Below are 25,263 nucleotides of genomic sequence, written 5' to 3' on the forward strand. Positions count from 1 at the left end.
GGTGTCTCGAAGGTCCAGGTTTCCGCGGCGGTTGGTGGGGTGGCCGCGTGCTGTTCTTACACCCGGGCCTTCAGTGGGCGGGCGTGGTCGTGGACCTTGTCAAGGTGGGGCAAGTGCCTGGCGCGTCCGGCCCGAACCCCGTTGGCGATGACGAGGACCTCGGCCAGCTCGTGGATGAGTACGACGGCTGCCAGGCCGAGGACGCCGAAGAGGGCCAGCGGGATCAGGACCGCGATCAGGGCCAGGGACAGCACGACGTTCTGCAGCATGATGGCCCGGGTGCGGCGGGCGTGGTCGAACGCGAACGGCAGCAGGCGCAGGTCATCACCCATGAGGGCGACGTCGGCGGTCTCGATCGCGACGTCGGTGCCCATGGCGCCCATCGCGACGCCGACGTCTGCGGTGGCCAGCGCGGGAGCGTCGTTGACGCCGTCGCCGACCATGGCGGTGGGTCCGTGGGCGCGCAGCCCGGTGACTACCGTGGACTTGTCCTCGGGGCGCAGGTCGGCGTGCACCTGCTCGATGCCGGCCTGTTCGCCCAGGGCCGCGGCGGTGACCTGGTTGTCGCCGGTGAGCATGGCCACGGTGTAGCCGTGGTCGCGGAACCGGGAGATGACCTCGGTCGCCTCCGGCCGCAGCTCGTCCCGGACGGCGATGGCGCCAACCGGGTGGCCGTCGACCTCGACCACGACCGCGGTCGCGCCGGCCTGTTGCATACCGGTCACGGCCGAGGAGAGGTGACCGGGCTCGATCCAGGTGGGCCGGCCCAACCGGACCCGCGCGCCGTCGACGGTGCCGACCAGCCCGGCGCCGACGACCGCCTCCACGTCCTGCGCGGCGGGGACCTGGTCGGTGGCGGCCAGGATGGCGGCGGCGAGCGGGTGCTCGCTGCGGGCCTCCAGCGCGGCCGCCCACGCCAGCACCTGGCCTTGGTCGTGGCCCGGTGCGGTGGCGACGTCGATCACGGCCGGCCGGTTGCGGGTCAGCGTGCCGGTCTTGTCCAGGGCGACGGTGCTCACCCTGCCTAGGGCCTCCATCGCGGCGCCGCCCTTGACCAGGATCCCGCGGCGGCTGGCCGCGCCGATCGAGGCGACCGCGGTGACCGGCACGGAGATCGCCAGGGCGCAGGGAGAGGCCGCCACGACCATGACCAGGGCGCGGTGCACCCAGACCGAGGGGTCACCCAGCAGGGCCCCGAGCAGGACCGTCAAGACTGCGGCGACCAGGATGCCGGGCACCAGCGGGCCGGCGACCCGGTCGGCCAGCCGCTGGGTGGCGCCGCGGCGGGACTGCTCGGCCTCCACCACGTGCACGATGCGGGCCAGGGAGTTGTCCTGCGCGGTGGAGGTGACCTCGACCTCGAGGGCGCCGGTGCCGTTGATCGACCCGGCGAAGACGTCCTGACCAGGTCCGGTCTCCACCGGCATGGACTCGCCGGTGATCGCCGAGGTGTCCAGGCTGCTGCGGCCGGTCCGCACCCTCCCGTCGGTCGCCAGCCGCTCCCCCGGCCGGACCACCATGACGTCCCCGATCACCAGCTGTCCGGGGTCGACCAGGAGCTCGCGGCCGCCGCGCAGCACGGTCGCCTCCTTGGGCACCAGGTCCAGCAGGGCCCGCAGGCCGTGCCGGGTCCGGGCCAGGGAGTACTCCTCCAGGCCCTCGCTGAGGGAGAACAGGAACGCCAGCGCGGCGGCCTCCTCCACCTGCCCCAGCAGGGTCGCCCCGACGGCGCCGATCGTCATCAGCAGGCCGACACCCAGCTTGCCGCGCGCCAGTCGTCGCAGCGCACCCGGGACGAACGTGGACCCGCCCACCAGCAGCGCCGCGGCAGCCAGCACCAGCTCCGCGATCGCCCAACCCGCGAGCCCGGCGAGTAACCCGGCCCCCAGGAATGCACCGGAGAGCAGACCCAGCTGTACCTCGCGCACCTGCCAGAGCCGGGTGACCGGCTCCTCGACCTCACCACCGCCGGTGGGAGGCGGCGGGGCGATCTCGCACCCGCACGCGTCCACGAGGACCTCCCGCTGCGGGGTCTCCTGGCCGCTCACACCCCCTCCTCCTGCCCGGCGTGGGTTCGCAGCTGGTCCGGGGCGGGATTGCCTTCGGTCCCGACGCCGTAGTTCGGGCACAGGGCCACCGCGTACCCCGAGGAGGCGAGCAGCCGCTCCGCGGCGTCGAGGACGCCCAGCAACTCGGGCGCACTGGTCAGCGAGAACATCGAGGCGCGGCCTTCTGGCCGGGACACGACCAGGCCGCAGTCGCGCAGGCACGCCAGGTGCGCGCTCACCGTCGACTGCGCCAGCCCCAGATGCTCTGTGAGGTCCCGGACGCGGTGCTCGCCCAGGGTCAGGTGCTGCAGGATCGCCAGCCGGGAAGGGTCCGACAGGCCGTGGAACAGCGCCGCCGCCACCACCAGCCCGTCACTCCCTGCAGGCGCCGCCGGCACGCTCATGCCGTCCGATGTCATCGTCATCCGGCGATAATAGCGCACCTTGCGGGGTCGGTTCCGGCACCCCTCATTGTTCTGGCCCAGCAGACCTCGCCACATAGCAGTCACGGTTCAACTCCCGCCCGTTAGCCATACGTCGCCACCGGGCCCACCGCCGGAGCGCTTGCGGGCTGCTCGGGATGCACTCATCTGCCGCTGGTCGAGCGCCGCTGAAGGGGCTGATCGGTCTCGCCGGGCTCACTCGCCAGCAAGTCTCAAAATCGTTCCCCGCTGAAACTCGTGCCACCCGCCTCGAGTCCTTCGGGCTGGTCTGTCACCGGCCGGTGTCTCCCCCCGGCCACGGGAACAACGGAGGGCCTGCGCGCCCTCGCAGCGGCAGGGTCGCCTCGAACGTCTCCCCGGTGACCGCGTCGGTCTGCTCGCCCGTCACCATCTTGGGGTGCTGGTGCGAACCGCCTGCGTGGGACAGGCCGGCGAGCACCAGTGCCTGCAAGTTTCGATCCAGGCGAGCGATGTCGGACAGGTCAAGGTCGGTCGGGCCGAACATGCCTCCAACGAACCGCAGATACAGCTGCTCGCCGCCGGAGAGCGCACCGGTGCTGCCAGTGTTCACTAGCTCATCGGCGTCCAACCAGTGGTCGGTGCGAAGACTCCCCCTGGGGACCTCTTCGCGCGCCACGACCCACGGCCACTCCGCAGCCGCGAACCGGCCGCCGAAGGCGCGAATCAGCATCTCAATAGCGGCCTCGGCCGCGTAAGAACCCTTGGCCCACTCCCGCAAGCCCTGTGCCACTTCTGTACTCATCACTGGCCTTCCTCTCGTTGCGCTTGCCTCTCGCGGCTGGGTCCGGGGTTCACCTGCGAGGACCTTCCACCGCTTCCGTCGAGATGGGGCTGTGTTCCCGGTCCCGGCTTGGTCTGGCCGGGCGGCCGGTCTCCTTCTGTGGGCGGAGCACGGCGGCCGGGCGGTCACGTTCGTCGCCGATTGACATGGAGGCTCGCATGGCGCTGCGAGAGGCATTGGCAGCTCGACCGACCACGACGCCGGCGCGCGCCCTAAGGGCCTCGGGGATGGGTACGGCACGGCCCAGCGCGACCGCGCGCGGAGAGATGACAGCGCCCTCGTGGCCCGGGACGAAGGACTCCTTCACGAGCTTGTTGGCCGTCCTGGGGTTCACGCTCAGCTGTCCTGTTTCAACGGCTTCCTCGAACGACTGGCTGACGCCGGCCGAGGACGCCTGGAGACGGTGCAGGGCTCGCACCGCGCCGGTCAGGTTGACGCGGCGTGCGATGACGCCGGTCGCCGCCATCGCGGAGCCCTCTCGCGCCAGTTCGTTCATCGCGGCTTTCAACTCGCGGGTGGCTTCGTACATGTTGGGGTCGACCCGCTCGAGCGGGTGGCGCAACGTTTGCCACATCGTCTGGGCCTCACCCCACCGCTCGGTCATCGACTCGAGCGCGGGGGAGAGCTCGTATTGGAACCGGCGTGCGTCGACGTGCCCCGTCTCTGCCGCAGCAGCCCACAGGTGCCGCGCCGCCACCGCCGATTCGCGGAGGGCGCCGGCGACGGTGACCAGGCCGGCGGTCCTCGGTTCCCTGCTCAGGAACCGTTGCGTCTGGACGCCCCATGCGCTGACGGCCGCGCCGAGCCGGTCGTTGTCCACCGGTGGGCGATGCCGGCGGTCGTAGGCACCCGGGTAATGACCGTCAAGGTAGGAGGAGGCCAACTCCTCCACTGCAGCCACGTTCTGACGGAGCTGATCGGTGGGCACGGCATGGACCCTGATGCGTCGATCCCAACTCTCGTCCCACGCCGTAGCGGCCAGACTGACCGAGACCGCGTGAGCAGAGACGTAGACCGTGTGGACCAGACTCACCCGCGCCGCGAAGGCGTCCTGCAGCTGCGGCCAGTTCCAGTTCCTGACCCGCTCGATGTTGAGGTCGCTGCGCTCGATGATCTCCGCCGCCCTGGTGAGGAGCTGGCCGATCTCCTGCAGGGTCGGGTCAACCTGATTCAGCGACGAGCCGCTGATCGAACGGTGCAGGGACCTGGCGTTCACTTCCAGCTGCGCCATGACGTCCATCCCACCGACGAATTCGGAACGGGCGGGCAACTGCCGCCACACCTCGCTGGCCGCCTCCACAACCTCGCCCCACGTCCGCAGCATCGTCCGGCCGTTCGCGTCGGGAGCCTCATACAGCAGGCCTCGAGCCAGGATGTTCGCCTGGTCCATGAGCTCACCCGGGCTTGCAGGGTATGACCGGTTCCCCCTCCTCACGAGAAGACCCTGATCGCGTCCATGAGACGGACAACCAGGGTGCCCGTGCCGGTGGGGAACTCGGCGAGCGGGTGGCGCCTGGTCAGCTGCTCTGCCTCGCGCGCGAGGTACAGTGGATCCGCTCCCGTGGGCTCCAGCGGCCACGCGGCGAACTCTGGCCCGACGTCGGCAGGGAAGAGCAGATGCACTTCCTCGGCCAGGTCGGCGAAGGCGCTGGCCATGCCCATGAGCCGCGCGACGTCGGGCGGCAGTGGTGCATGGACCGCCCCGCTGTGCTCTGGCCGGACGCGGGACCGCTCCAGGGTCGCCTGCGCGGCCCGGGACTCTGCCTCGGCCTGGCCCAGCAGGCGATGTGCCCGCACGAGGTCCCTGACTGCCTGGGGGTTGATCAGCTGCTCGGTCATGGTTGATCCCGTCCGTTCTTCGTGTTGGTTGCCAGCGCACCGGGCCAAGGTGCCCGTGAGCAGGACTGCGCGAAGAACAGTGGATGGCCGGCAGTGGGGAGAGGCCCTGTGGATGACTCCTGCGGTATGTCGGTGCCTGGGTGAAGAGTGGCCATACCCCCAAAGGCAGGGGGCCCTTGTTCGGGGGAGTCAGTCACCGCGAACTCGGTCAGATGGAGATAACGGTGATGTACCACCGTGAGGAGGTGGGACCGGTGTCAGTCGTCACGAAAGCTCGACGTGCTCGCCGGCGAGCTCTGGCGGTGCCCTTGCTGATGAGCACCCTGCTGATGCTCGTCCTCGGGGAGCTGCTCCTACGCCAGCACGGCTTCCTGCTCGTGCTCGTGTGGCTCGCCGCCGCGGCGTTGGCCCAGACGCCGCTGGGGGAGTGGTGGGCGAGCCGGCTCTTCTACGCCGCCCAGCGGCCCCTGACCCACCAGCGATACACCTTGGCGCCCGTCGCAGACGTGCTGTTGCAGCACCATATGGCGCCGGCCGGGCTGCAACTACTGGTCGGCCGCTGGGGAGCCTCAGTCAACGGACTCGGCCGCCGGACCCTCGTAGTCACGCGAGATTTCGTCGACTTGATCCGCTGCGGAGAGCTGCCACCCCGGCTCGCCGCAGCCGCGATCGCCCACGAGCTCTCTGTGATGCGGGCCGGCCTCACCCGCACGGAACCCGCACTGCACGTCCTGCTGGCACCCTGGCACGTCTGGTTGTCGTTCATGGCGCTCATGTGGGGAAGCGCCCGCGCGCTCATCCCTCTGCGACTCATGCAGATCTCACTCGTGACCAACTGGGGGGTAGGGCTGTGGCTCGGCTACAGCGACCACCCGGCCTACTACGCCGGCTCGGCGCTGCTGACCGTGGCACTCTTGACCTGGTGGGCGATCAGGTCAGCAGAGCGGGCTCGTGAAGCGGTGGGCGACCTCGGCCTCATCGACGCTGGTCTCGCTACGGTCTACGCGGACCACCTGACCTACCACTTCACCGACGACTACACCCTCGACCGCGCCGTCAGGCTCCGACAACCCGGCACTCGGATGACCTCACCGCCTCGGCGAGGTCATCCCTGGTGTCGAGGTGATTACACAACCCAATCGACCCGCGCAGCACTGCGCCAGGCTTCTATCTGATCATTGCTCATCGTCTCCCTGAAGCCCGCGGGTGTCCCTGCGCAACCGGGCGAGCGGCGACGAGCCACCCAGTTTCGTGGTTGACCGGCCCGAACCGGAGGTCGGGCGATCACGTCCCGTGCGCCCTGGAATCGTTGACCCGCAGATGGGTGCAAGGCGCCACGATCCTCAACATCGGGAAGGCTGATACGTCCCTGCGTTTACGGCTCATCCAGTACCAGGCTTACGGGCTGGCAAGGGGGTCAACCACAAGGGTGGCCGCAGCATCTGGCAGCTCGCCGACTGCGAAGGTTTACTCGTCGCCTGGGCTCAGGCTCCGGTCGGCACGACTGGCAGATCAGCCGAGGCCAACCTCATCCGAGCCTTCCGTGACGCACACGGAAGGCGCCCGTTTGCGAACCTGCGCGACTAGTCCGACATTTGCGTCTGGTACCACCGCGACGTAATCGCCACACGCCGGTCGAGGAGTTCGTCGCTCGCCCTGCGGTAGGCGCCCCACCCGCCGTAGGGTCCGTCCGTCCACTCGAAGCCTACGTCGAGGACGGCCCCGACGACGAGCGGGGTAAGACTGTCGAGCACCTTGTTGAACTGGTCCATGTTGACGTCCGCGGGCGGCAAGTCTTGCAAGGCTTGGTACAGGCGGGAGGAATTGCCACGGTCGAACAGTGGGCTGAGTTCTGGCGGACCCAGGGCCTCTCCCCACGCGGCTGCGATGGACAGGTCGACGATGTAGCTCTGGCAAATTGGCGCCGCGGCCCGGGCGAAGGTCTCCGGATCAGCACTTGCTGGGTCTGTGAGGACCTCGAACATCGCGGCTACTACGCCTGCGAGGCGATCATCATTGTGGCGCGGCCCAGAGTAGCCAGCGGTCCGCACCGCGCTCTCCGCGCGGAACTCGGCTATGGAAATGTCGGTCATCTGACGCATCAGACTAGCGGGGACGGTCAAGCCGACCAGATCCGCCTCATTGAGGCTCTCCCCCCGTGCATCCATGGAAGCGTGACACCCCTCGTGGGCGGCGAGGCGCTCAACGGCCTCCAGCGGGGTCGAGCTGCCGTTGACGTCCTCATCCGCGAGCGAGGCGTTGTTGAGGAAGATCACCGGACCTCCGTCCGGTGAGAGGAACGTGCGTCCCCCAACGATCCCCCCTGGTCTGTCGGCGGAGTAGGGCAGACCCTGAAATTGGGAGATCTCCCTCGCGATGTCACCGCAAACCCGGACCTCGGTGTCCTCTGGAGCGTCAACGGCACGCAGGCCACGGACGATGGCTTCTTCGACATCGGCGTTTGAGTCGCAGTCAACAAAAGCTGTGTGCATGCCAGGACTCTTGCAGACGGGTACGACACACCCCACAGTCACAGGCGGCAGGACCGTCGCTCGTCCACTCTGCAGCGCAGGTTCCTCACCAGTTGCCGGAAGTTAGCGTCGTTGGTCCTTGTTGAAGGTTAGGCAACCGTGCGCGGTGAACCCCAACTCTGGCGACACGATCGAGGACAGGGTGCCTGGCCTAGCGGGCTCGGCGGTTCCATTTCGACGCGCACGAGCGTGTGCAGAATCGGCGCTTCGTTGCGGCCATGAGCGGGCAGAAGGACACCCCGCACTCGTTGCAGACGACGACGGTGCCCTTCCGTGCAGAACCGCGTCGGGCCGATGTCGCCCGTCGGATAGCCGCTCGGCCAGCAGGCGAATGAGGCTCCTTCTTTGCCAGGAAGGCTTCGTGAGCTGCCCGCGGATCCCTGGCAGCGATGAACGCCGGCGTTCCTGCGTAGCGGCGGCGTGCGTTCTCGACGATGACCTGGCGGGTGTCTGCGGCGACGAGTCCCACGCGACCGAGCCCGTGGGCTTTCTTGTAGGCGGCGGCCGCCAAGCCGTGTGCTTTGTACGTGTGGAGGCCGAGGTGGGTGAAGGTCTGACCGCATTCGTGGCAGACAAGACCCTCTGCCGTTTCCATCAGCATGCCGTACTGGCCGTACCCGTCCGGGTCCCCGACTTCCACGCTGCATACCGTAGCGATGGGCTGCCCGGGACACTACGGGCGGGCGCTGATGTCAGGCGTGACACCCTTCCGGGAGTCAACCCGGCCACAGTGGCAACCTCTCCGGTCGCGACCCTAGCGCGCACTGCCGCGCGGATGGCCAGGTAACGTGCATCCCGCGCCGGCCCGTACTCAGCCCGCGCCCGCGCGAACACCCGTGCATCCTCGCCGACGGTCTCAAGCTTCGCCGCCCATGGGCGGCGCTCGCACCGAGATCTATGAGCAGCACGTTAGTCGAAGCCGACTCGGTGGCCAGCGTGGGTCCACAGCACCGTCCCTGGGCGGTCTCGCTGTCCGAGAAGAGGACGACGGACAGTCAACCTCATCCTTGCCTCATGCGTCTGGCGTGACGTTTGCGGGTCGCAGTCACGCTTCCGTTGTCGGCGTGCGCTGCCATCGCGACGGAGGCGCCAACACCAAGTGCTTTGGTCCTGCGGGCGGCAGTCGTGCATACCAATCGTGCATACCACCACGCCAGGAACGTGCGGAAATAGCGGGAACTCAGGGGTACTGTCTCTGGTATCCACAACCATCTCCAGCACCCGCATAGGAGACAAACATGCAGGTCACATCCCTGAGTAGCTTTGGCTGCCGGAAAGTGACCGCAGGCTTCACACGCGAGAGGTCAGGGGTTCGAGTCCCTTCACGTCCACCCACGTTCGTTGCAGGTTAGGTCAGCGACGCACCCGGTAGCGCAGGTGAAGCACCCGACTGCCCTGAATCACCACCTCCGGATCCTCCAGCAGGTGCTGTGCGTCGACCGACCCGAAGTAGCGCTTGCCGGACCCGAACACGACGGGCACGACGTCCATGCGCACCACGTCGACCAGACCTGCGGCTAGCACCTGACCACCGACCTCGCCGGCGGCGACCTCGACCAGACGGTCGCCCGCCAGCTCTTGCGCCCTCGTCACGGCCGCCTCGACGCCCTCGACGAAGTGGAAGGGCGCGTCGGCGGGCCAGGGCTCGGGCGCCGGCCGGTGCGTCACGACGACCACGTGGCCGACCCCGCTCGGAGGCGTCCCACCCCAGCCGTCCGTCATGTCGAAGACGTGGCGGCCCACAACGGTCACCCCGATCTGGTCCCAGTAGTCCCGGGTGTAGTCATACGACGGTTGCGAGACTCTCAGCTGGCCGCTCTCGTCCAGTGGGACGTCACCGCCTGACAACCAGTCGAACAGCGGTCCGGGCTGGTCGTTCAGATCGGCGATGAAGCCGTCGACGGACACCGCGCTGTACATGACCACTGTGCCCATGGAGTGCTCCTCTGCGGCGGGACAATTCCAGGTTAGTGGCCCAGCCCGCCGGCCGCTCCGTCATCGCGGGATCCACCGGGTGCAGCGGTTGTCGCCCCGGTCAGCTCGTGAGTATGACGAGTTGCTGGGTCGCGCGGGTCATGGCCACGTAGCGGTCGACGGCACCCTCGACGCCTGCCCCGAAGCTCTCCGGATCAACGAGGATCACCAGGTCGAACTCCAGCCCCTTGGCCAGCACCGGCGTCAGGCACCGCACGCGGGCGGGCACCTCGACCGGTGTGGTGGCAATGACGCAGGCCGTGCCTTCGTCGTGCTCGGCCAGCCATGTCTGCAGGATCCCGTCGAGTTCGGCGGCGGAGGCGTGGCGCACTGGCAGGCCGCTCTCCCGGACGGAGGTGGGCACGTTGGCGTCCGGGATGGCCGCCTTGATGACCGGCTCGGCCTCAGCCATCACCTCCTGGGGCGTGCGGTAGTTGATGGTGAGGGAGGCGATCTCCACCCGGTCCACGCCGATCCGCTCGAGGCGCTCCTGCCAGGACTCGGTGAAGCCGTGGCGGGCCTGGGCGCGGTCGCCGACGATCGTGAGGCTGCGCGAGGGGCAGCGCACCAGGAGCATCTGCCACTCGGCGTCGGTGAGCTCCTGCGCCTCGTCCACGATGATGTGCGCGAAGGGTCCGGCCAGCTGGTCCCGGGTGGCCATGGGCAGCGCGCTGTCGTCGACGAGCGCCTCCTGCAGATCCTCGTGCCGCAGCTGCTGCGCCAGCCCCTCGCCGTCGTCGGCCTCGATCATCCGGTCGATCACCTCGGCCAGGCGCTCTCGCTCGACGGCCACCGCCGACTGACGTCGCCGCCGCAGGTGAGCCCCACGCGGGTCGCCGACGCGCTGTCGCGCGGCGTCGAGCAGGGGGAGGTCCGGGACGGTCCACGCGGTGGGGTCCTCCCGCTGCAGGCGGCGGACGTCGTCGGTGGAGAGCCACGGCGCGGCCAGCCTGAGGAAGGCCGGCACGGACCACAGGTCGGCCACGACCTCATCGGGCTCCAGCAGGGGCCACGCGCGGTTGAAGGTCTCGGTGAGCTCATCGTGCGCGGCCAGGGCCCGGCGCAGGTCCGACTCCGAGAAGTCCTCGTCATCCCCGACCTCGACCTGGTCGAGCAGGATCTGGACGAGCGCTTCCCACACCTGCTCGCGGGCGTCGTTGTGCGTGGTGCCCGCCTCCGGTGCGGCAAAGGCCTCGGTCCAGTCCCTGGCGGACAACCGCAGGTCCACGCCGTCGACCTCGAACCGCAGCGGGCTGGCGGGCGGCTCCTCAGAGAAGCGGACAGCCGGCTCGATGGCCTGCACCATGTCCACCGAGGACTTCAGCTGCGCGACGACTGGGTCGGGCTCGGGCAGCGCATCCGCGCCCTCGGGCAGCAGGTCGCGCAAGGTCACCGTCTGCACGCCCTCCTCGCCCAGGCTGGGCAGCACGTCACCGACGTAGTCGAGGTAGGGCTCGTGCGGACCCACGAAGAGCACTCCGCCGCGCTTGTGGCCGAGGCGAGGATCGGCATACAGCAGGTAGGCGGTGCGGTGCAATGCAACGACCGTCTTGCCGGTGCCCGGCCCACCGTCGACGACGAGCGCACCGCGGGACCCGGTCCGGATGATGGCGTCCTGGTCGGCCTGGATCGTGCTCAGCACGTCCTGCATGCGGGGCGAGCGGCTGCTGCCCAGGCTCGCGATGAAGGCCGACTGGTCGTCCAGCGCCACGTGGTCGGGGAGTCCGCGGGTGTCGAAGACCTCGTCCCAGTAGTCACTGACCTGTCCGTCGCGGGTCCAGCGGTAGCGACGTCGGCTCACCAGGCCCATCGGGTCGGCGTGGGTGGCCGCAAAGTAGGGCTCGGCCGCGGGTGCGCGCCAGTCGATCAGCAGGCGGTCACCGTCGGAGTCCGTGAGCCCGGTCCGGCCGATGTAGACCGGCTCAGGGTCATCAGCGCGCACGACCCGCCCCAGGCACAGGTCGAGTCCGTAACGCTGTAGGACGCGCAGCTGGGCGGTGAGCCGGTGGATCTCCAGGTCACGGTCAAGGGCGGCCTGTCCCGTGCTGCCCGGCGCCCTGCGCTGCTCCGCCAGGCGCTCGGTGGTCACGCGGATCTGGTGCTCGAGGGCGGCGGCGATCGCCGCGAGGTGGCGCTCGTCGTCGGCGATGAGGGCAGGGTCGGCCTTGGCGGCACGGCTGTCGGGGAGGGCGAACGGGGAGGTGGTCAGGTCGGTCATACCAGGCATCAACTCCAGAGGCGGTGACTTCGGGAAGGGGGTGGCGTCGGGTTGTCCGGAATCCGCCGGCAGGTCGGAGACCCCCTTTGACCTGCCGGTTTGGCGAAGGGAGACCATCATTGTGAAGCGCGAAAAGGGCTTGCGGCAAGGCCCCCTGTGGGGTATACCTTTGAAAGGGCAGGGGGAGTTCGTCCGCGGAAGGGATCGCGGATTATCCGCGGTGGTGACGGCAGCGTGCCTGGTAGGTCTCGACGCCCCCGACGTGCTCGGCCACGGGGGTGAGTGCGTCGGCTGGTGCCCCTGGGTCCACGCGCTGGTGGAAGGCCGCCTCGCCGCCGCACACAGCGCACACGGCCGTGAGCCGGGTGACCTTCTCCGCGGTCGCCATGAGTGACGGCAGCGGCTCGAACGGCCGCCCGTCGAAGGTCACCGACAGCCCCGCCACCACGACGGTCATGCCGTTGCCGGCCAGCGCGTCCACCACCGGCACCAGGTCGGGCCCGAAGAACTGCGCCTCGTCGATGGCCACGATGTCGGGGGAGCGGCCTTCGAGCAGTCGCCCGATCCCGGTGGCGTCAGGAGCGGTGCGGGACGCCTCGCTGATCCCGTCGTGCGAGGACACCATCCCCGGGCCGCGGCGGTCGTCCAGCGCGTGGTTGACGACCTCGACGTCGAGTCCGGCCAGCCGAGCCCGGCGCACGCGGCGCAGGAGCTCCTCGGTCTTCCCGGCGAACATGGGCCCACAGATGACCTCCACGTGTCCGCGGACGGGCGCTGGCTTCATGACACACGATGGTCCCACGGCGACACAGGATGATGCGCCGCATCAGCGCATCATGATGCTAATGATGCGTGCATGCGAACCACGTTGGAGATCGACGACCAGGTCCTGGCCGCGGCCCGGTCCCTGGCGCGCAGTCGCGGGATTTCTGTCGGGGCTGCTGTCTCGGAACTCGCCCGTCGTGGGCTGATGCCGCCGACAACGCCTCGGGTCAATGCTCACTACAGCCCATTCCCTCTGATGGTCGGTGACGAGGAGATCCTGGTCACCGACGAACTCGTCGCGGAACTGCGCGACGACTGAGGCCTCGACGACTCTGTTCGACGTCAACGCCCTTGTGGCGCTGGCCCTGACCACCCACCAGCACCACCACGCTGCACATCGATTCCTGGCAGGTTTGGATGGTTCCTGGGCTACGACGGGTCTCACCGAGGCTGGCCTCTTCAAGCTGCTGCTGAACCCACGAATCACCGGCTCCCAGCGGTTGGCGGCCGAAGTGACCGAGATCCTGCGTGGCATGCGCGCGGATCCGCGGTGGACCTTCCTTGATGACTCGACCTCCTTGGCCGATCCCTTGGTTGACACCGCCGTCCTCATGGGGCATCGCCAGGTCACGGACCTGCACCTGGTCAACCTGGTGGCGCGGCACGGTGGAGTGCTCGCCACATTCGACGCGGCCATCCCCTCGTGGCTCGCGCCGAGGGATCGTTCGCGCGTCGTGCTAGTGCCCTCCTGAGAGGTGCTGATCAGACCAGGATCTGGCCGATCGGCTCGCGCTTCTCGGCCTGGAACCTGTCCTCCGTGCGGCCGTAGGCCCAGTAGCCGGACAGGGAGAGGTCCTCACGCGCCACGTCGCGCTCCTTGACCACCGCGCGCACGGCCTTCATGGCCTCCCGCTCGCCGTGGGCGAAGACCTGCACCCGGCCGTCCGGCCAGGGCGCGGCGGCGACGGCGTCGGCCAGCAGGGAGGACTGCTCACCGCCACCGGTCACCCAGTGCTGCAGTATGCCGTGAGGCCCGGTGATCTCGTAGCGTCCGGACTCCTCGGCGACCTGCAGGTAGGCCAGCCCCCGGGCGTCGGCGGGAAGCGCCTCCAGTGCCGCGGCGATCGCGGGCAGGGCGGACTCGTCGCCGATGAAGACGTGCCAGTCGGCGGTGAGGTCGGGGGCGAAGGCGCCCCCGGCGCCGGAGGCCACGAACCGGTCGCCCGGCTGCGCCGAGCGTGCCCACGGTGCGGCGAGCCCCTCGTCGCCGTGCACCACGAAGTCGATCGCCACCTGCTCCTTCTCCCGGTTCACCCAGCGCAGGGTGTAGGTGCGCCGCACCGGCCAGTCCTCGGGGGCGAGCTGCTCGCGGAGGGCTGCCTCGTCATACGGCGGGGTCAGCCCCAGCTCAGGCTTGACGAAGACCAGCTTGACGTAGGCGTCGGTGAACTCGTTGAGATTCAGGACCGAGAAGCCCTCGCCGCCGGCGACCAGGCGGACTGTGCTGGGGGAGATCCACTCGCTGGACTGGACCGTCAGGACGGCCTGGGGCCGCGGTGGTCTGTTGGGGTTGCTCACACAGTTAGGCTTTCATAGCCGCGACCTGCGGAGAAATGACGCCGTCCCACCCCGAGGAGCCCACGTGTCCGCCCAGATCACCATCACCATCGCCGGGAGCGAGCGATCGGTCGATCAGGGCACGACCGGGGCCGACCTGTTCGGCGACGACCGGGCGGTCGTCGTGGCGCGGGTCGGTGGCGAGCTGCGGGACCTGGCGCACGAGCTGGTCGACGGTGACGTCGTCGAGCCGGTGCTGATCAGCGAGCCGGACGGCCTGGACGTGCTACGCCACTCCTGCGCCCACGTGCTGGCCCAGGCCGTGCAGGAGGTGAACCCCGACGCCAGGCTCGGCATCGGTCCGCCGGTCCGGGACGGCTTCTACTACGACTTCGACGTCGCGGAGCCGTTCACCCCCGAGGACCTCAAGAAGCTCGAGAAGGTGATGCAGCGCATCATCAACCAGGGCCAGACCTTCCGTCGCCGCGCGGTGTCCGACGACGAGGCGCGCCGGGAGCTCTCCCAGGAGCCCTACAAGCTGGAGCTGATCGGGCTCAAGGGCGGCTCCGCCGAGGACGCTGCCGAGGGCGCGTCCGTCGAGGTCGGTGGCTCCCAGCTGACCATCTACGACAACTGCGACCGCACCGGTCAGGTCGTCTGGGGCGACCTGTGCCGGGGCCCGCACCTGCCCAGCACCAAGATCATCGGCAACGCCTTCAAGCTCAGCCGCAGCGCCGCGGCATACTGGCGTGGATCGGAGAAGAACCCGCAGCTGCAGCGGATCTACGGCACCGCCTGGCCGTCCAAGGACGAGCTGAAGGCCTACCTGGACCGGCTCGCCGAGGCCGAGCGGCGGGACCACCGCAAGCTGGGGGCGGAGATGGACCTCTACTCCTTCCCCGAGGAGATCGGCCCGGGCCTGCCGGTCTTCCACCCGCGCGGCGGCGTGCTCAAGCGGGTCATGGAGGACTACGTCCGGCAGGCGCACATCGACGCCGGTTTCCAGTATGTCGGCACGCCCCACATCTCCAAGGAGGGGCTGTTCCACACTTCCGGCCACCTGCCGTACTACGCCGAGGGGATGTTCCCGCCGATCGACGACGACGGGCAGCCCTACCGCCTCAAGGCGATGAACTGCCCGATGCACAACCTGATCTTCCGCAGCCGGGGGCGGTCCTACCGTGAGCTGCCGCTGCGCTTCTTCGAGTTCGGCACGGTCTATCGCAACGAGAAGTCCGGCGTCCTGCAGGGGCTGACCCGCGTGCGGATGATCACCCAGGACGACAGCCACTCCTACGTCACCCGGGAGCAGGCGCCGGGGGAGATCAAGCACCTGCTGGACTTCGTGACCAAGCTGCTGAGCGACTTCGGCCTGGACGACTACTACCTGGAGCTGTCCACGCGCGACGACGACGGTGACAAGAAGGACAAGTTCATCGGCTCGGACGAGCAGTGGGCCGAGGCGACCGCGATCCTGGAGCAGGTTGGCCGGGAGTCCGGGCTCGACCTGGTGCCCGACCCCGGCGGTGCGGCCTACTACGGCCCGAAGATCTCGGTCCAGGCCCGAGATGCCATCGGACGGACCTGGCAGATGTCGACGATCCAGTACGACTTCAACCAGCCCGAGCGCTTCGAGCTGGAGTTCTCGGCCGCCGACGGCACCCGCCAGCAGCCGGTGATGATCCACTCGGCCAAGTTCGGCTCGATCGAGCGCTTCATCGGGGTGCTCGTGGAGCACTATGCGGGGATGTTCCCGCCGTGGCTGGCGCCCGTGCAGGTGCTGGGCGTGCCGGTCGCCGAGGAGTTCGACGACTACCTGCGCGAGGTCGAGGCGCAGCTGCTCGCGGCCGGGGTGCGGGTCGAGCTCGACCTGTCCGATGACAGGTTCCCGAAGAAGATCCGCAACGCCAGCAAGTCGAAGGTGCCGTTCATCCTCATCGCCGGCGGTGAGGACCGTGACGCCGGTGCGGTGTCGTTCCGCTACCGCGACGGCTCCCAGAAGAACGGCGTCCCGATCGCCGAGGCCGTCGAGGAGATCGTGGCGGCCGTCCGCAGCCGCGCCCAGGTCTGACCCCAAGAGTTCAGGGGTTTTGCTGGTCTCCCCCGTCTTTTTGCAGGGGTTTTGCTGGGCCGGCCCGGATTTTCGCAGGGGTTTTGCTGGTCTGTCTGGCCGGAGCAGCGATCTCGGACTCGCTAGCCAAAGAGCAGCATGCCACTCGAGACGTCAGGTCTGGCGACACGTCAGGTCTGGCGACGTAGGTGGGCAAGCACAGCCCGTCCACGCGGCGAGAGCCGGTAGCCCGTCGGCAGGCTCTCGGTGAGGCCCAGCTCCTTGAGCCTGCGAACGGGCACCTTGAACGGTGCCCGGTCCCACCCGATCGAGGCGCCGATCGTCTCGGCGAGTTCCGCGGGCCGCGCCTCGATGAGCTCCAGAAACTGTCGGGTCCACGGGCCGCGGGAGCTGCGGGCATCCATCCCCGCCAGTCGTCCGGCGATCTCGTCCAGCTCATCCGGGGCCAGCCGGTCCTGCTCCCGGAGGGCGACACGTTCGTCGGCTCCGAGGAACTGCAGGCCGATCCGGTAGATCGTGCCCTCCTTGCGGGCGAGGAACTGCTCCAGCTCGTCCAGGGTGCAACCCGCGCGGGCCGCGTCCACCTCGCTGAGGTCAGCGGCCTCGACCGGTTCAACAGAGGTGAACCCCACCACGCCGGCCCGGGTGCGCTGCCGTCCGCCGACGGTGTGCATGGGCCGTCGCCACACCCGGAAGGCCAGGTCGATCTCACCGGCGACGATGCGCTCAAGGTCGGAGTTGGAGAACATCACCCGCTGATCGGACCACAGACCGGGGCGAGGTCGCTAGCGGCCGGTGCGTGACGGCATACGGCTCAACGGGGTTCGAGGAGGAAGACCGGGATGAGGCGGTCCGTCTTGGTCTGGTAGTCGGCGTAGGACGGGAACGCCTCGACGCCCCGGTCCCACCAGGTCGCCCGCTCCGCGCCGGTCAGCTCCCGGCTGGTCATGGGAGTCTCGGTGGTGCCGTCCAGGACACTGACGGCGTCCGGGTGCTTGCGGAGGTTCGCCACCCACTGCGGATGCTCCGGGGCACCGCCCTTGCTGGCCACGGCCAGATAGGACCCCTCGTGCTCCACGCGCATCAGGGGGACGCGACGTGGCCGTCCCGACTTCGCGCCGAGCATCGTCACCACCACGACCGGGCGGCCCTGGACCGTGGCCACCGACGTGTCACCCCCGGCGGCGTCGATCGCGTCCAGCTGCTTGCGGACCCAGTCCACGGCAGGCGGGATGTAGTCGGTCGGTCGGTCTGTGGCCTCGGTCATGGAAGCGGCAACCGCCGCGGCCGCGGGTCTGTTCCGCTTTCCGCGCGGCGGTAAGCCCGACACAAGGTCAAGGCGGTCAGTCGCCGGATGAGGCGCATCAGCAAGACCACTACGAGAATGCGGGGCGGATCAGCAAAACCACTACGAAAATGCGGGGTGGACCAGCAAAACCCCTGAACTTTTGTGTGGGAGGATCGCGGTCATGGCCGAGGTCGAGGACGCGGGGGACTTTGCGGGCGTGCCGGATGGGTTCCAACGGCTGTGGACGCCACACCGCATGGCCTACATCCTCGGAGACCGGCCGTCGGAGGACGCCGGCGCGGGGACGGACTGTCCGTTCTGTGCGGCGCCGGACAAGGACGACGGCGAGGGCCTCATCGTCCACCGCGGGACCACCTGCTACGTGGTGCTCAACCTGTTCCCCTACAACCCGGGGCACCTGCTGGTCTGCCCCTACCGCCACGTCCCCCTCTACACCGACCTCACGCCCGAGGAGACCGCCGAGTTCGCCGAGCTGACGCAGCACGCGATCGGGGCGCTCCGGCGCGCGACGGAGCCGGGCGGCTTCAACATCGGGATGAACCAGGGCGAGGTCGCCGGAGCCGGGGTGGCCGCGCACCTGCACCAGCACGTGGTGCCCCGGTGGGCCGGCGACATGAACTTCCTCCCCGTGATCGGCCAGACCAAGGCCCTGCCGACGCTCCTGGAGGACACCCGTCAGGCACTCCTCGCCGCGTGGACGCCCTAGCAGCGCGGTCCGGGATCGGGGGGAAGAGGCACGCCGCGGCACGCCGGTCTGCCCGACCCGCGCGGCACTAAGTACCCTGTCCCACGATGCTCAACAAGTACGCCCGGGCGTTCTTCACCGCCATCTTCACCCCGATCGCTCGGCTCCTGCTGCGCCTTCGGGTGAGTCCCGATGCCGTCACGGTCGTCGGGACGGCAGGCGTGGCCTTCGGAGCGCTCTACTTCTACCCGCGCGGGGAGCTCTGGTGGGGCACGCTCTTCATCACGGCGTTCGTCTTCACCGACCTGCTGGACGGGACCATGGCCCGGATGTCCGGCCGCACCAGCTCCTGGGGTGCTTTCCTGGACTCGACCCTGGACCGCGTCGGTGACGCCGCCGTGTTCGGCGGGCTCATCCTCTACTTCACCGGGCTGGGGGACCACGACCTCAACGCCGCCCTGGCGCTGACCTGCCTCATCCTCGGCTTCGTCGTCAGCTATGCCAAGGCGCGCGCGGAGTCCCTGGGCTTCACCTGCAACGTCGGCATCGCCGAGCGGGCCGACCGTCTCGTCGCCACCCTGGTCACCACCGGCTTCGTCGGGTTGTTCCTGCCGATGTGGGTGCTCACCACGGTGCTCGCCCTGCTGGCCGTGGCGAGCCTCATCACGGTGCTGCAGCGCATCCTGACGGTCCGGTCCCAGGCGCTGGCCCGTCCGGTGGGGTCGTGAGCATGGCCGACACGCAGCTGGCGTTCTCGGAGAACATCTCGCTCCTGGCCTACCGGTTGGGATGGCGCGCGACCCGCACGCTGCCGGCGGCGGCCGCCTACCGGTTGTTCGACCGGGTCGCCGACGGCATGCACCGACGCGGTGGTCACGGGGTGGACCGGCTGCGCGCCAATTACGCCCGCATCCGGCCAGAACTGTCGGCCGACGAGCTCGAGGACTTGGTGCGGGTCGGCCTACGCTCCTACCTGCGCTACTGGTGCGACTCCTTCCGCCTGCCCGACCGCACGGCCGAGGAGCTCTCCGCCACGGTGCGGGTCGTGGGGGACGGGGCACCGCGGGCCGAGCTGGAGGGCGGCCGTGGCGTGGTCTGCTTCCTGGGCCACCTCGGCAACTGGGACACGGTGGGCGCCTGGGCCACCCACCACCTGGCGCCGGTGACCACGGTGGCCGAGCGGCTCAAGCCCGAGCAGCTGTTCAACCGCTTCCTCGCCTATCGTCAGTCCCTGGGGATGACGATCCTGCCGCTCACCGGCGGTCAACCCCCCTTCCCGACCCTGGTCCGCACCGTACACGAGGGAGGCCTGGTCCCGCTGCTGGCGGACCGTGACCTCACCGACTCCGGGGTGGAGGTGACACTGTGCGGTCACGCGGCACGGATGGCGGGCGGACCGGCGGCCCTGGCCCTGGCCACCGGCGCCCCGCTCCACCCGGTCACGGTCACCTACGAGCCCGGCCCGACGTCGGAGCCGGACCGCTCCACCCGGCCCGACCCGGCGGCATACCGGGTCGTGCTGACCTTCGCCCCCGCCGTCACCGTGCCGGAGGCGGGGACCCGGGCCGAGAGGATCCAGGCCATGACCCAGGCGTGCGCAGACGTGCTGGGGGAGACCCTGCGCACGCACACCGAGGACTGGCACATGATGCAGAAGGTGTTCGTCGCGGACGGGATCCGTTGATGCGCATCGGCCTGGTCTGCCCCTACTCCTTCGACGTGCCCGGCGGGGTGCAGCTGCACATCCGTGACCTGGCCGAGTTCCTCATCGGCCGGGGCCACCACGTCTCCGTCCTCGCCCCCGCGGACGAGGACACCGAGCTGCCGGAGTATGTCGTGAGCGCCGGTCGGGCGGTCCCCATCCGCTTCAACGGGTCGGTCGCCCGCCTCTCGTTCGGGCCGATCGTGGCCAACCGGGTGCAGGCGTGGCTGGACCAGGGTGACTTCGACGTGCTCCACCTGCACGAGCCCGCCGCTCCCAGCCTGTCGCTGCTCACGCTGTGGGCCGCCGAGGTGCCGGTGGTGGCCACCTTCCACAGCTCCCAGGCCAAGCTGGGGGCGCTGCGGGCGGCCCAACCGCTGCTCCAGCCCGGTCTGGACAAGATCTCCGCGAGGATCGCGGTGTCCGAGGCTGCCCACCGGACCATGGCCTCGTCGGTGGGCGGCACCACGCTGGTCATCCCCAACGGGGTGTATGTCGACCGGTTCTGTGCCGCTGCAGACCGTGGGCCGGACCCGGCCACACCACCACCCCGCATCGTGTTCCTGGGCCGGTTCGCCGAGCCGCGCAAGGGCCTGCCGGTGCTGCTGGCAGCGCTGCCCCTGGTGCTGGCGCAGGTCCCGGACGCCGAGCTGGTCGTGGCCGGTCCCGGTGACCGCGCCGAGGTCAAGGGCACGCTCTCGGACCAGGTCGCCGGAGCCGTCCGGTTCATCGGCACCGTGGGGGAGGAGGAGAAGGTCGCCCTGCTGGCCGGCGCCAACGCCTACGTCGCGCCGAACACCGGCGGTGAGAGCTTCGGGATCATCCTGGTCGAGGCGATGAGTGCCGGGGCACCGGTGGTGGCCAGCTCCCTGGACGCCTTCGAGGCGGTGATCGGCACCTCCGGGGCCGGTGTGCTGTTCCCCGTCGGCGACCACCGGGCACTGGCCGCGGAGATCGTCCGGCTGCTGGAGGATCCGGCCGAGCAGCAGCGGCTCCGCAGCGCGGGGCAGGAGCGCGCCCGACAGTTCGACTGGTCCCGGGTCGGTGCCCGGATCGAGGCGGTCTACGACTCGGTCGCGATCACCCGGGGCGGACCCGGGCCGCGGGGGACCGGCTCCCCGGTCGCCGGCCCGGAGGGCGCCCGCGCCGGGTCGCGTCCCTCCCGTAAGACGGAGGCTGCGGCCCAGTCCTCCGGTCGAGGTCGGCACGGCAGGCGCGCAGGGGGATCCGGACGGCACCGGACCGAGGAGGACCGGGCGACCTGGGCCGCGTCGTCGGTGGCGGCAAGCGTCGTGCCGGTCGCCTCCAGCGGCGCCGAGCGTGTCAGGGGCAGGCTGAGGAGGTGGTTCTCCCGATGAACGGCACCTGGCGCGTCGGCGAGATCGTCGTCGTGATCGCGGTCATCCTGGCAGTGCTCCTCGCCCTGGGCTGGTACCTCTCCTACACGGCAGTCCGGCTGGACCGGCTGCACCACCGGGTCAAGGGCACCGCGGCGGCGCTCGACGCCCAGCTCGTGCGCCGGGCCGAGGCTGCCCTGGAGGTGGCCTACCTGGCCGGCATCGACCCCGCGTCGGCGACCCTGCTGGCCACCTCCGCCGGGCGGGTGCTGGACCATGAGGAAGCATGGTCTCAGGAGCGCCTGGACGCCGAGAGCGAGCTCACCGAGGTGCTGCGTGCCACGCAGGAGCCGGAGGCGGCGCAGTCCGCGGAGGTCGAGGAGCTGATCGAGCGGCTCCGGGGGACGGGGGAGCGGGTGCAGCTCGCGCGGCGCTTCCACAACGAGTCGGTCCACGAGGCCCGTGACGTCCGGGGTCAGCGGCTCGTGCGCTTCCTGCACCTGGCGGGGCGCGCCAAGGTGCCGCTGCCCATCAACTTCGACGACGACTGGCCTAACGCGGGGTAGCACCCGTCCCGGTGCCTGCCGCTGCACGAGGTGGACGCGGCGGGCCGTAGACTGGAGAGCCGATCAGACCCGAGGACGGGACGTCTGCGACGACGCGACCCGCCCACCAACCGTGACCAGGCAGTATGCCGAGCACCACAGCACCGGAGGCAGCCCAGATGAGCACCCCTGACGTGACCGCCGCAGCGACGACCGCCGCACCGGCCCAGCAGGCCGGCACCACGCGCGTCAAGCGCGGCATGGCCGACATGCTCAAGGGCGGCGTGATCATGGACGTCGTCACCCCCGACCAGGCCAAGATCGCCGAGGACGCCGGCGCGGTGGCCGTCATGGCTCTCGAGCGGGTGCCCGCAGACATCAGGGCCCAGGGTGGGGTCTCCCGGATGAGCGACCCGGACATGATCGACGGCATCATCGAGGCCGTCTCGATCCCGGTGATGGCCAAGGCCCGCATCGGGCACTTCGTCGAGGCGCAGGTGCTGCAGAGCCTGGGCGTGGACTACATCGACGAGTCCGAGGTGCTGACGCCCGCCGACTACGCCAACCACATTGACAAGTGGGCCTTCACCGTCCCCTTCGTCTGCGGGGCGACCAACCTCGGCGAGGCGCTGCGCCGCATCACCGAGGGCGCGGCGATGATCCGCTCCAAGGGCGAGGCCGGCACCGGTGACGTGTCCAACGCGACCACCCACATGCGTCAGATCCGGCAGGAGATCCGACGCCTGCAGAACCTGCCCGAGGACGAGCTCTTCGTGGCGGCCAAGGAGCTGCAGGCCCCCTACGACCTGGTGGCCGAGGTGGCGCGCAACGGCAAGCTGCCCGTCGTCCTCTTCACCGCGGGCGGCATCGCGACCCCGGCCGATGCCGCGATGATGATGCAGCTCGGCGCCGAGGGGGTGTTCGTGGGCTCGGGCATCTTCAAGTCCGGCAACCCCTCGGCGCGTGCCGAGGCGATCGTGAAGGCCACGACCTTCCACGACGACCCCGATGTCATCGCCAAGGTGTCGCGGGGTCTGGGTGAGGCGATGGTCGGGATCAACGTGGACGACATCCCGCAGCCGCACCGGCTGGCCGAGCGCGGCTGGTGACCACCGGGCACACGTCTGCCCCCCGCATCGGCGTCCTGGCGGTCCAGGGCGATGTCGTGGAGCACCTGCGGGCCCTGGAGGCCTCCGGCGCCGACCCACACCCGGTCCGGCGCGACAGCGAGCTGGTGGGGATCGGCGGCCTCGTGATCCCGGGTGGTGAGTCGACCACGATCGACCGGTTGAGCCGCATCTTCGGGCTGCACGACCCGGTCCGGGACCTCATCGCCTCCGGGCTGCCGGTGTACGGCTCCTGCGCCGGCATGATCCAGCTCGCCGACGAGATCCTCGACGGCCACCAGGACCAGCAGACCTTCGGCGGCATCGACATGACCGTGCGGCGCAACGCCTTCGGGCGGCAGGTCGACTCCTTCGAGGCCGATCTGCGTGTGGAGGGGATCGTCCGGCCCGAGGAGCCCTTCCGCACGGTCTTCATCCGCGCGCCGTGGGTCGAACGGCTCGGTGACGATGTCGAGGTGCTCGCCCGCGTGGAGGGCCACCCGGTCGCGGTGCGGCAGGGCGCCCTGCTGGCGACCTCCTTCCACCCCGAGGTCACCGGTGACCACCGGATCCACGACCTGTTCGTGCGGATGGTGAAGGAGCACGCCTGAGCGGGCCACCCGGCATACTCTCCCCGCCAGGTAGCATCGAGGGCCGGGCAGCAGCCGACGGAAACTCCAGCACAACGAACAGGGATGACTGATGAGTGGGCACTCCAAGTGGGCGACGACCAAGCACAAGAAGGCGGTGATCGACGCCAAGCGGGGCAAGCTCTTCGCCAAGCTGATCAAGAACATCGAGGTCGCGGCGCGCACCGGCGGCGGTGACCCGGCCGGCAACCCGACGCTCTACGACGCCATCCAGAAGGCCAAGAAGACCTCGGTCCCCAACGACAACATCGACCGTGCGGTCAAGCGTGGCTCCGGCGCGGAGGCCGGCGGCGCGGCCTACGAGGCGTTGGTCTACGAGGGCTATGCCCCCGGTGGCGTCGCGCTCTACATCGAGTGCCTCACCGACAACAAGAACCGTGCCGTCATGGAGGTCCGCACCGCGCTGACCCGCAACGGCGGGACCATGGCCGACAGCGGCTCGGTCGCCTACCTGTTCAACCGCAAGGGTCAGGTCGTGGTGCCCAAGGAGCAGGAGTCCGGGGAGACGGGGGAGGACGACCTGCTGGAGATCGTGCTCGAGGCCGGCGCGGAGGAGGTCGAGGACCTCGGTGAGTCCTTCGAGATCATCTCCGAGGCCACCGACGTGGTGGCGGTGCGCACCGCGCTGCAGGAGGCAGGTCTGGACTACGACTCCGCCGAGGTGACCTTCGTGCCCAGCATGGAGGTGGAACTCGATGCCGACGGCGCACGCAAGGTCATGCGGGTCGTGGACGCGCTCGAGGACTGCGACGACGTGCAGAACGTCTACTCCAACGCCGACGTCTCCGACGAGGTCCTGGCCGAGCTCGACGCCGACGACTGACGCGGGGCCGAGCTCGACGCCGACGACTGACGCGGGGCCGAGCTCGACGCCGACGACTGACGCGGCGCGGCACGTCCGGCGAGTCCTCCGCCGTGCTGACGGTGCCGTGACGTAGCGTGGTTCGCGAACAGGTGTTCGGACCCAGCGGTGCATCATCGTGCCGCGCGATCAGCCCGGAGGAGGTGGCCCGCGTGCGTGTCCTCGGAGTGGACCCCGGCCTCACCCGGTGCGGGCTGGGTGTCGTGGAGTCCGGCGCCGGACGCACAGTGCGCATGGTCGCCGTCGGGGTCGTGCGCACCCCGCCGGGCGACGACCCGCAGGAGCGGCTGCTGACGCTGCAGACCGAGATCGACCAGTGGCTGGCCGAGCACCGCCCGGACGCCGTGGCCGTCGAGCGGGTCTTCGCCAAGGCCAACATCAAGGGGATCATGGGCACCGCCCAGGCCTCGGCGGTGCCCATGCTGGCCGCAGCCCGGCTCGGGCTGCCGCTGGCCCTACACACGCCTACCGAGGTGAAGGCTGCCGTCACCGGCAACGGGCGCGCCGACAAGGCCCAGGTCACCTCGATGATCACCCGCATCCTGGGGCTGGACGCCGCGCCCCGACCCGCCGACGCGGCGGATGCTCTCGCCCTGGCCGTGTGCCACCTGTGGCGCGGGCTGGCCGATGCGCGCCTGACGGACGCTGCGCACGGCAACGCCCTGCAGCGCGCGACCGCGGCGGCCACGCGAGCCGGCGGCCCGCGCAACAGGCTCGAGGAGCTGCATGCCGCGCACGCATCCCGGGGGGCCGCGGCCGGCGGGAGCCCGCGCCCACAGATCGCCACCGTCAGAAGGAGCGCCCAGTGATCGTCAGAGG

General features: G+C 69.8%; 26 protein-coding genes. 13 read left to right on the top strand and 13 right to left on the bottom strand.

Annotated features, from left to right (window positions below; all coding sequences use genetic code 11):
- Positions 1-56: 56 nt before the first annotated feature.
- The 5 genes from MWU75_RS07165 to MWU75_RS07185 form a co-directional block, all read right to left on the bottom strand.
- A complete protein-coding gene (locus tag MWU75_RS07165) occupies positions 57-2,048 on the bottom strand; it encodes a cation-translocating P-type ATPase (RefSeq protein WP_348647747.1) in 1,992 nt (663 codons plus the stop codon).
- Positions 2,045-2,467, bottom strand: coding sequence for a metalloregulator ArsR/SmtB family transcription factor (locus MWU75_RS07170; RefSeq protein ID WP_143785162.1), 423 nt, complete (start codon positions 2,465-2,467; stop codon positions 2,045-2,047). Before MWU75_RS07170 ends, MWU75_RS07165 begins: the two co-directional genes overlap by 4 nt.
- Positions 2,468-2,762: 295 nt before the next feature.
- A complete protein-coding gene (locus tag MWU75_RS07175; protein WP_247089187.1) occupies positions 2,763-3,254 on the bottom strand; it encodes a hypothetical protein in 492 nt (163 codons plus the stop codon).
- Between the two features lie 49 nt (positions 3,255-3,303).
- A complete protein-coding gene (locus MWU75_RS07180) occupies positions 3,304-4,593 on the bottom strand; it encodes a hypothetical protein (RefSeq protein WP_247089189.1) in 1,290 nt (429 codons plus the stop codon).
- 131 nt (positions 4,594-4,724) lie between these two features.
- Positions 4,725-5,132 (bottom strand): hypothetical protein, encoded by a 408-nt coding sequence (locus MWU75_RS07185; protein WP_247089191.1) that lies wholly within the window; start codon positions 5,130-5,132, stop codon positions 4,725-4,727.
- 314 nt (positions 5,133-5,446) lie between these two features.
- Here MWU75_RS07185 and MWU75_RS07190 point away from each other — a divergent pair, with 314 nt between their 5' ends.
- The gene (locus MWU75_RS07190; RefSeq protein WP_247089193.1) at positions 5,447-6,307 is read left to right on the top strand and encodes a hypothetical protein; all 861 of its coding nucleotides are present in this window, start codon (positions 5,447-5,449) and stop codon (positions 6,305-6,307) included.
- Between the two features lie 408 nt (positions 6,308-6,715).
- Here the strand turns inward: MWU75_RS07190 and MWU75_RS07195 are convergent, their stop codons facing one another.
- The 5 genes from MWU75_RS07195 to MWU75_RS07215 form a co-directional block, all read right to left on the bottom strand.
- On the bottom strand, positions 6,716-7,624 hold the full coding sequence (locus MWU75_RS07195; RefSeq protein WP_247089195.1) for a hypothetical protein: 909 nt from the start codon (positions 7,622-7,624) through the stop codon (positions 6,716-6,718).
- Positions 7,625-7,814: 190 nt separating this feature from the next.
- Positions 7,815-8,303: a hypothetical protein gene (locus MWU75_RS07200; protein ID WP_247089197.1), complete on the bottom strand. Its 489-nt coding sequence runs from the start codon at positions 8,301-8,303 to the stop codon at positions 7,815-7,817.
- A 713-nt stretch (positions 8,304-9,016) separates the two neighbouring features.
- The gene (locus tag MWU75_RS07205) at positions 9,017-9,598 is read right to left on the bottom strand and encodes a dihydrofolate reductase family protein (protein ID WP_247089199.1); all 582 of its coding nucleotides are present in this window, start codon (positions 9,596-9,598) and stop codon (positions 9,017-9,019) included.
- A 100-nt stretch (positions 9,599-9,698) separates the two neighbouring features.
- On the bottom strand, positions 9,699-11,855 hold the full coding sequence (helR, locus tag MWU75_RS07210; RefSeq protein WP_247089201.1) for an RNA polymerase recycling motor ATPase HelR: 2,157 nt from the start codon (positions 11,853-11,855) through the stop codon (positions 9,699-9,701).
- A 211-nt stretch (positions 11,856-12,066) separates the two neighbouring features.
- Positions 12,067-12,639, bottom strand: coding sequence for a thymidine kinase (locus tag MWU75_RS07215; RefSeq protein ID WP_247089203.1), 573 nt, complete (start codon positions 12,637-12,639; stop codon positions 12,067-12,069).
- Between the two features lie 72 nt (positions 12,640-12,711).
- Between MWU75_RS07215 and MWU75_RS07220 the strand changes: the two genes are divergently transcribed.
- Together MWU75_RS07220 and MWU75_RS07225 are read left to right on the top strand one after the other, a co-directional pair.
- Positions 12,712-12,939 carry a hypothetical protein gene (locus tag MWU75_RS07220; RefSeq protein ID WP_247089205.1) on the top strand — a complete coding sequence of 76 codons (228 nt, stop codon included), beginning with the start codon at positions 12,712-12,714 and terminating at the stop codon, positions 12,937-12,939.
- Positions 12,884-13,372: a TA system VapC family ribonuclease toxin gene (locus MWU75_RS07225; protein ID WP_348647748.1), complete on the top strand. Its 489-nt coding sequence runs from the start codon at positions 12,884-12,886 to the stop codon at positions 13,370-13,372. Before MWU75_RS07220 ends, MWU75_RS07225 begins: the two co-directional genes overlap by 56 nt.
- A 10-nt stretch (positions 13,373-13,382) precedes the next feature.
- On the opposite strand, the gene MWU75_RS07230 is transcribed toward MWU75_RS07225, so the two are convergent.
- Positions 13,383-14,198 carry a siderophore-interacting protein gene (locus tag MWU75_RS07230; RefSeq protein ID WP_247089209.1) on the bottom strand — a complete coding sequence of 272 codons (816 nt, stop codon included), beginning with the start codon at positions 14,196-14,198 and terminating at the stop codon, positions 13,383-13,385.
- A gap of 64 nt (positions 14,199-14,262) precedes the next feature.
- On the opposite strand from MWU75_RS07230, the gene thrS reads away from it, so the two are divergent.
- Positions 14,263-16,248, top strand: coding sequence for a threonine--tRNA ligase (gene thrS, locus MWU75_RS07235; RefSeq protein WP_247089211.1), 1,986 nt, complete (start codon positions 14,263-14,265; stop codon positions 16,246-16,248).
- Positions 16,249-16,418: 170 nt separating this feature from the next.
- On the opposite strand, the gene MWU75_RS07240 is transcribed toward thrS, so the two are convergent.
- Complete coding sequence (locus MWU75_RS07240) at positions 16,419-16,997, bottom strand: ASCH domain-containing protein (protein WP_247089213.1); 579 nt, start codon at positions 16,995-16,997, stop codon at positions 16,419-16,421.
- Positions 16,998-17,062: 65 nt separating this feature from the next.
- Complete coding sequence (locus tag MWU75_RS07245; protein WP_247089215.1) at positions 17,063-17,515, bottom strand: nitroreductase family deazaflavin-dependent oxidoreductase; 453 nt, start codon at positions 17,513-17,515, stop codon at positions 17,063-17,065.
- Positions 17,516-17,717: 202 nt separating this feature from the next.
- Here MWU75_RS07245 and MWU75_RS07250 point away from each other — a divergent pair, with 202 nt between their 5' ends.
- The 9 genes from MWU75_RS07250 (at position 17,718) to ruvC (ending at position 25,253) form a co-directional block, all read left to right on the top strand.
- Positions 17,718-18,263 (top strand): HIT domain-containing protein, encoded by a 546-nt coding sequence (locus MWU75_RS07250; RefSeq protein ID WP_247089217.1) that lies wholly within the window; start codon positions 17,718-17,720, stop codon positions 18,261-18,263.
- Between the two features lie 86 nt (positions 18,264-18,349).
- A complete protein-coding gene (gene pgsA, locus MWU75_RS07255; protein WP_247089219.1) occupies positions 18,350-18,970 on the top strand; it encodes a phosphatidylinositol phosphate synthase in 621 nt (206 codons plus the stop codon).
- Between the two features lie 2 nt (positions 18,971-18,972).
- Positions 18,973-19,926, top strand: coding sequence for a phosphatidylinositol mannoside acyltransferase (locus tag MWU75_RS07260; protein WP_247089221.1), 954 nt, complete (start codon positions 18,973-18,975; stop codon positions 19,924-19,926).
- Positions 19,926-21,302: a glycosyltransferase family 4 protein gene (locus MWU75_RS07265; protein WP_247089223.1), complete on the top strand. Its 1,377-nt coding sequence runs from the start codon at positions 19,926-19,928 to the stop codon at positions 21,300-21,302. The genes MWU75_RS07260 and MWU75_RS07265 overlap by 1 nt, the downstream gene beginning before the upstream one ends.
- Positions 21,287-21,847 (top strand): hypothetical protein, encoded by a 561-nt coding sequence (locus MWU75_RS07270; RefSeq protein ID WP_247089298.1) that lies wholly within the window; start codon positions 21,287-21,289, stop codon positions 21,845-21,847. The genes MWU75_RS07265 and MWU75_RS07270 overlap by 16 nt, the downstream gene beginning before the upstream one ends.
- Before the next feature lie 158 nt (positions 21,848-22,005).
- Positions 22,006-22,935, top strand: a complete 930-nt coding sequence (gene pdxS, locus MWU75_RS07275) for a pyridoxal 5'-phosphate synthase lyase subunit PdxS (RefSeq protein ID WP_247089225.1) — start codon at positions 22,006-22,008, stop codon at positions 22,933-22,935.
- Positions 22,932-23,543, top strand: coding sequence for a pyridoxal 5'-phosphate synthase glutaminase subunit PdxT (gene pdxT / locus MWU75_RS07280; protein WP_247089227.1), 612 nt, complete (start codon positions 22,932-22,934; stop codon positions 23,541-23,543). Before pdxS ends, pdxT begins: the two co-directional genes overlap by 4 nt.
- A 91-nt stretch (positions 23,544-23,634) precedes the next feature.
- Complete coding sequence (locus MWU75_RS07285) at positions 23,635-24,405, top strand: YebC/PmpR family DNA-binding transcriptional regulator (RefSeq protein ID WP_247089229.1); 771 nt, start codon at positions 23,635-23,637, stop codon at positions 24,403-24,405.
- 191 nt (positions 24,406-24,596) lie between these two features.
- Positions 24,597-25,253 (top strand): crossover junction endodeoxyribonuclease RuvC, encoded by a 657-nt coding sequence (ruvC, locus tag MWU75_RS07290; protein WP_247089231.1) that lies wholly within the window; start codon positions 24,597-24,599, stop codon positions 25,251-25,253.
- Positions 25,254-25,263: the final 10 nt, after the last annotated feature.

The sequence above is a fragment of the Ornithinimicrobium sp. F0845 genome (genome assembly GCF_023015765.1).
Classification (GTDB): domain Bacteria; phylum Actinomycetota; class Actinomycetes; order Actinomycetales; family Dermatophilaceae; genus Ornithinicoccus.

What these genes read in the sequence shown, in the direction of transcription:
- MWU75_RS07220 (WP_247089205.1), top strand. Translation starts at nt 12,712, where the DNA reads ATGCGAACCACGTTGGAGATCGACGACCAGGTCCTGGCCGCGGCCCGG.
- MWU75_RS07285 (WP_247089229.1), top strand. Translation starts at nt 23,635, where the DNA reads ATGAGTGGGCACTCCAAGTGGGCGACGACCAAGCACAAGAAGGCGGTG.
- MWU75_RS07195 (WP_247089195.1), bottom strand. Translation starts at nt 7,624, where the DNA reads ATGCACACAGCTTTTGTTGACTGCGACTCAAACGCCGATGTCGAAGAA.
- MWU75_RS07175 (WP_247089187.1), bottom strand. Translation starts at nt 3,254, where the DNA reads ATGAGTACAGAAGTGGCACAGGGCTTGCGGGAGTGGGCCAAGGGTTCT.
- MWU75_RS07170 (WP_143785162.1), bottom strand. Translation starts at nt 2,467, where the DNA reads ATGACATCGGACGGCATGAGCGTGCCGGCGGCGCCTGCAGGGAGTGAC.
- MWU75_RS07185 (WP_247089191.1), bottom strand. Translation starts at nt 5,132, where the DNA reads ATGACCGAGCAGCTGATCAACCCCCAGGCAGTCAGGGACCTCGTGCGG.
- MWU75_RS07240 (WP_247089213.1), bottom strand. Translation starts at nt 16,997, where the DNA reads ATGTTCTCCAACTCCGACCTTGAGCGCATCGTCGCCGGTGAGATCGAC.
- pgsA (WP_247089219.1), top strand. Translation starts at nt 18,350, where the DNA reads ATGCTCAACAAGTACGCCCGGGCGTTCTTCACCGCCATCTTCACCCCG.
- MWU75_RS07215 (WP_247089203.1), bottom strand. Translation starts at nt 12,639, where the DNA reads ATGAAGCCAGCGCCCGTCCGCGGACACGTGGAGGTCATCTGTGGGCCC.
- MWU75_RS07190 (WP_247089193.1), top strand. Translation starts at nt 5,447, where the DNA reads ATGAGCACCCTGCTGATGCTCGTCCTCGGGGAGCTGCTCCTACGCCAG.
- MWU75_RS07245 (WP_247089215.1), bottom strand. Translation starts at nt 17,515, where the DNA reads ATGACCGAGGCCACAGACCGACCGACCGACTACATCCCGCCTGCCGTG.
- pdxS (WP_247089225.1), top strand. Translation starts at nt 22,006, where the DNA reads ATGAGCACCCCTGACGTGACCGCCGCAGCGACGACCGCCGCACCGGCC.
- MWU75_RS07250 (WP_247089217.1), top strand. Translation starts at nt 17,718, where the DNA reads ATGGCCGAGGTCGAGGACGCGGGGGACTTTGCGGGCGTGCCGGATGGG.
- MWU75_RS07260 (WP_247089221.1), top strand. Translation starts at nt 18,973, where the DNA reads ATGGCCGACACGCAGCTGGCGTTCTCGGAGAACATCTCGCTCCTGGCC.
- MWU75_RS07265 (WP_247089223.1), top strand. Translation starts at nt 19,926, where the DNA reads ATGCGCATCGGCCTGGTCTGCCCCTACTCCTTCGACGTGCCCGGCGGG.
- helR (WP_247089201.1), bottom strand. Translation starts at nt 11,855, where the DNA reads ATGACCGACCTGACCACCTCCCCGTTCGCCCTCCCCGACAGCCGTGCC.
- MWU75_RS07205 (WP_247089199.1), bottom strand. Translation starts at nt 9,598, where the DNA reads ATGGGCACAGTGGTCATGTACAGCGCGGTGTCCGTCGACGGCTTCATC.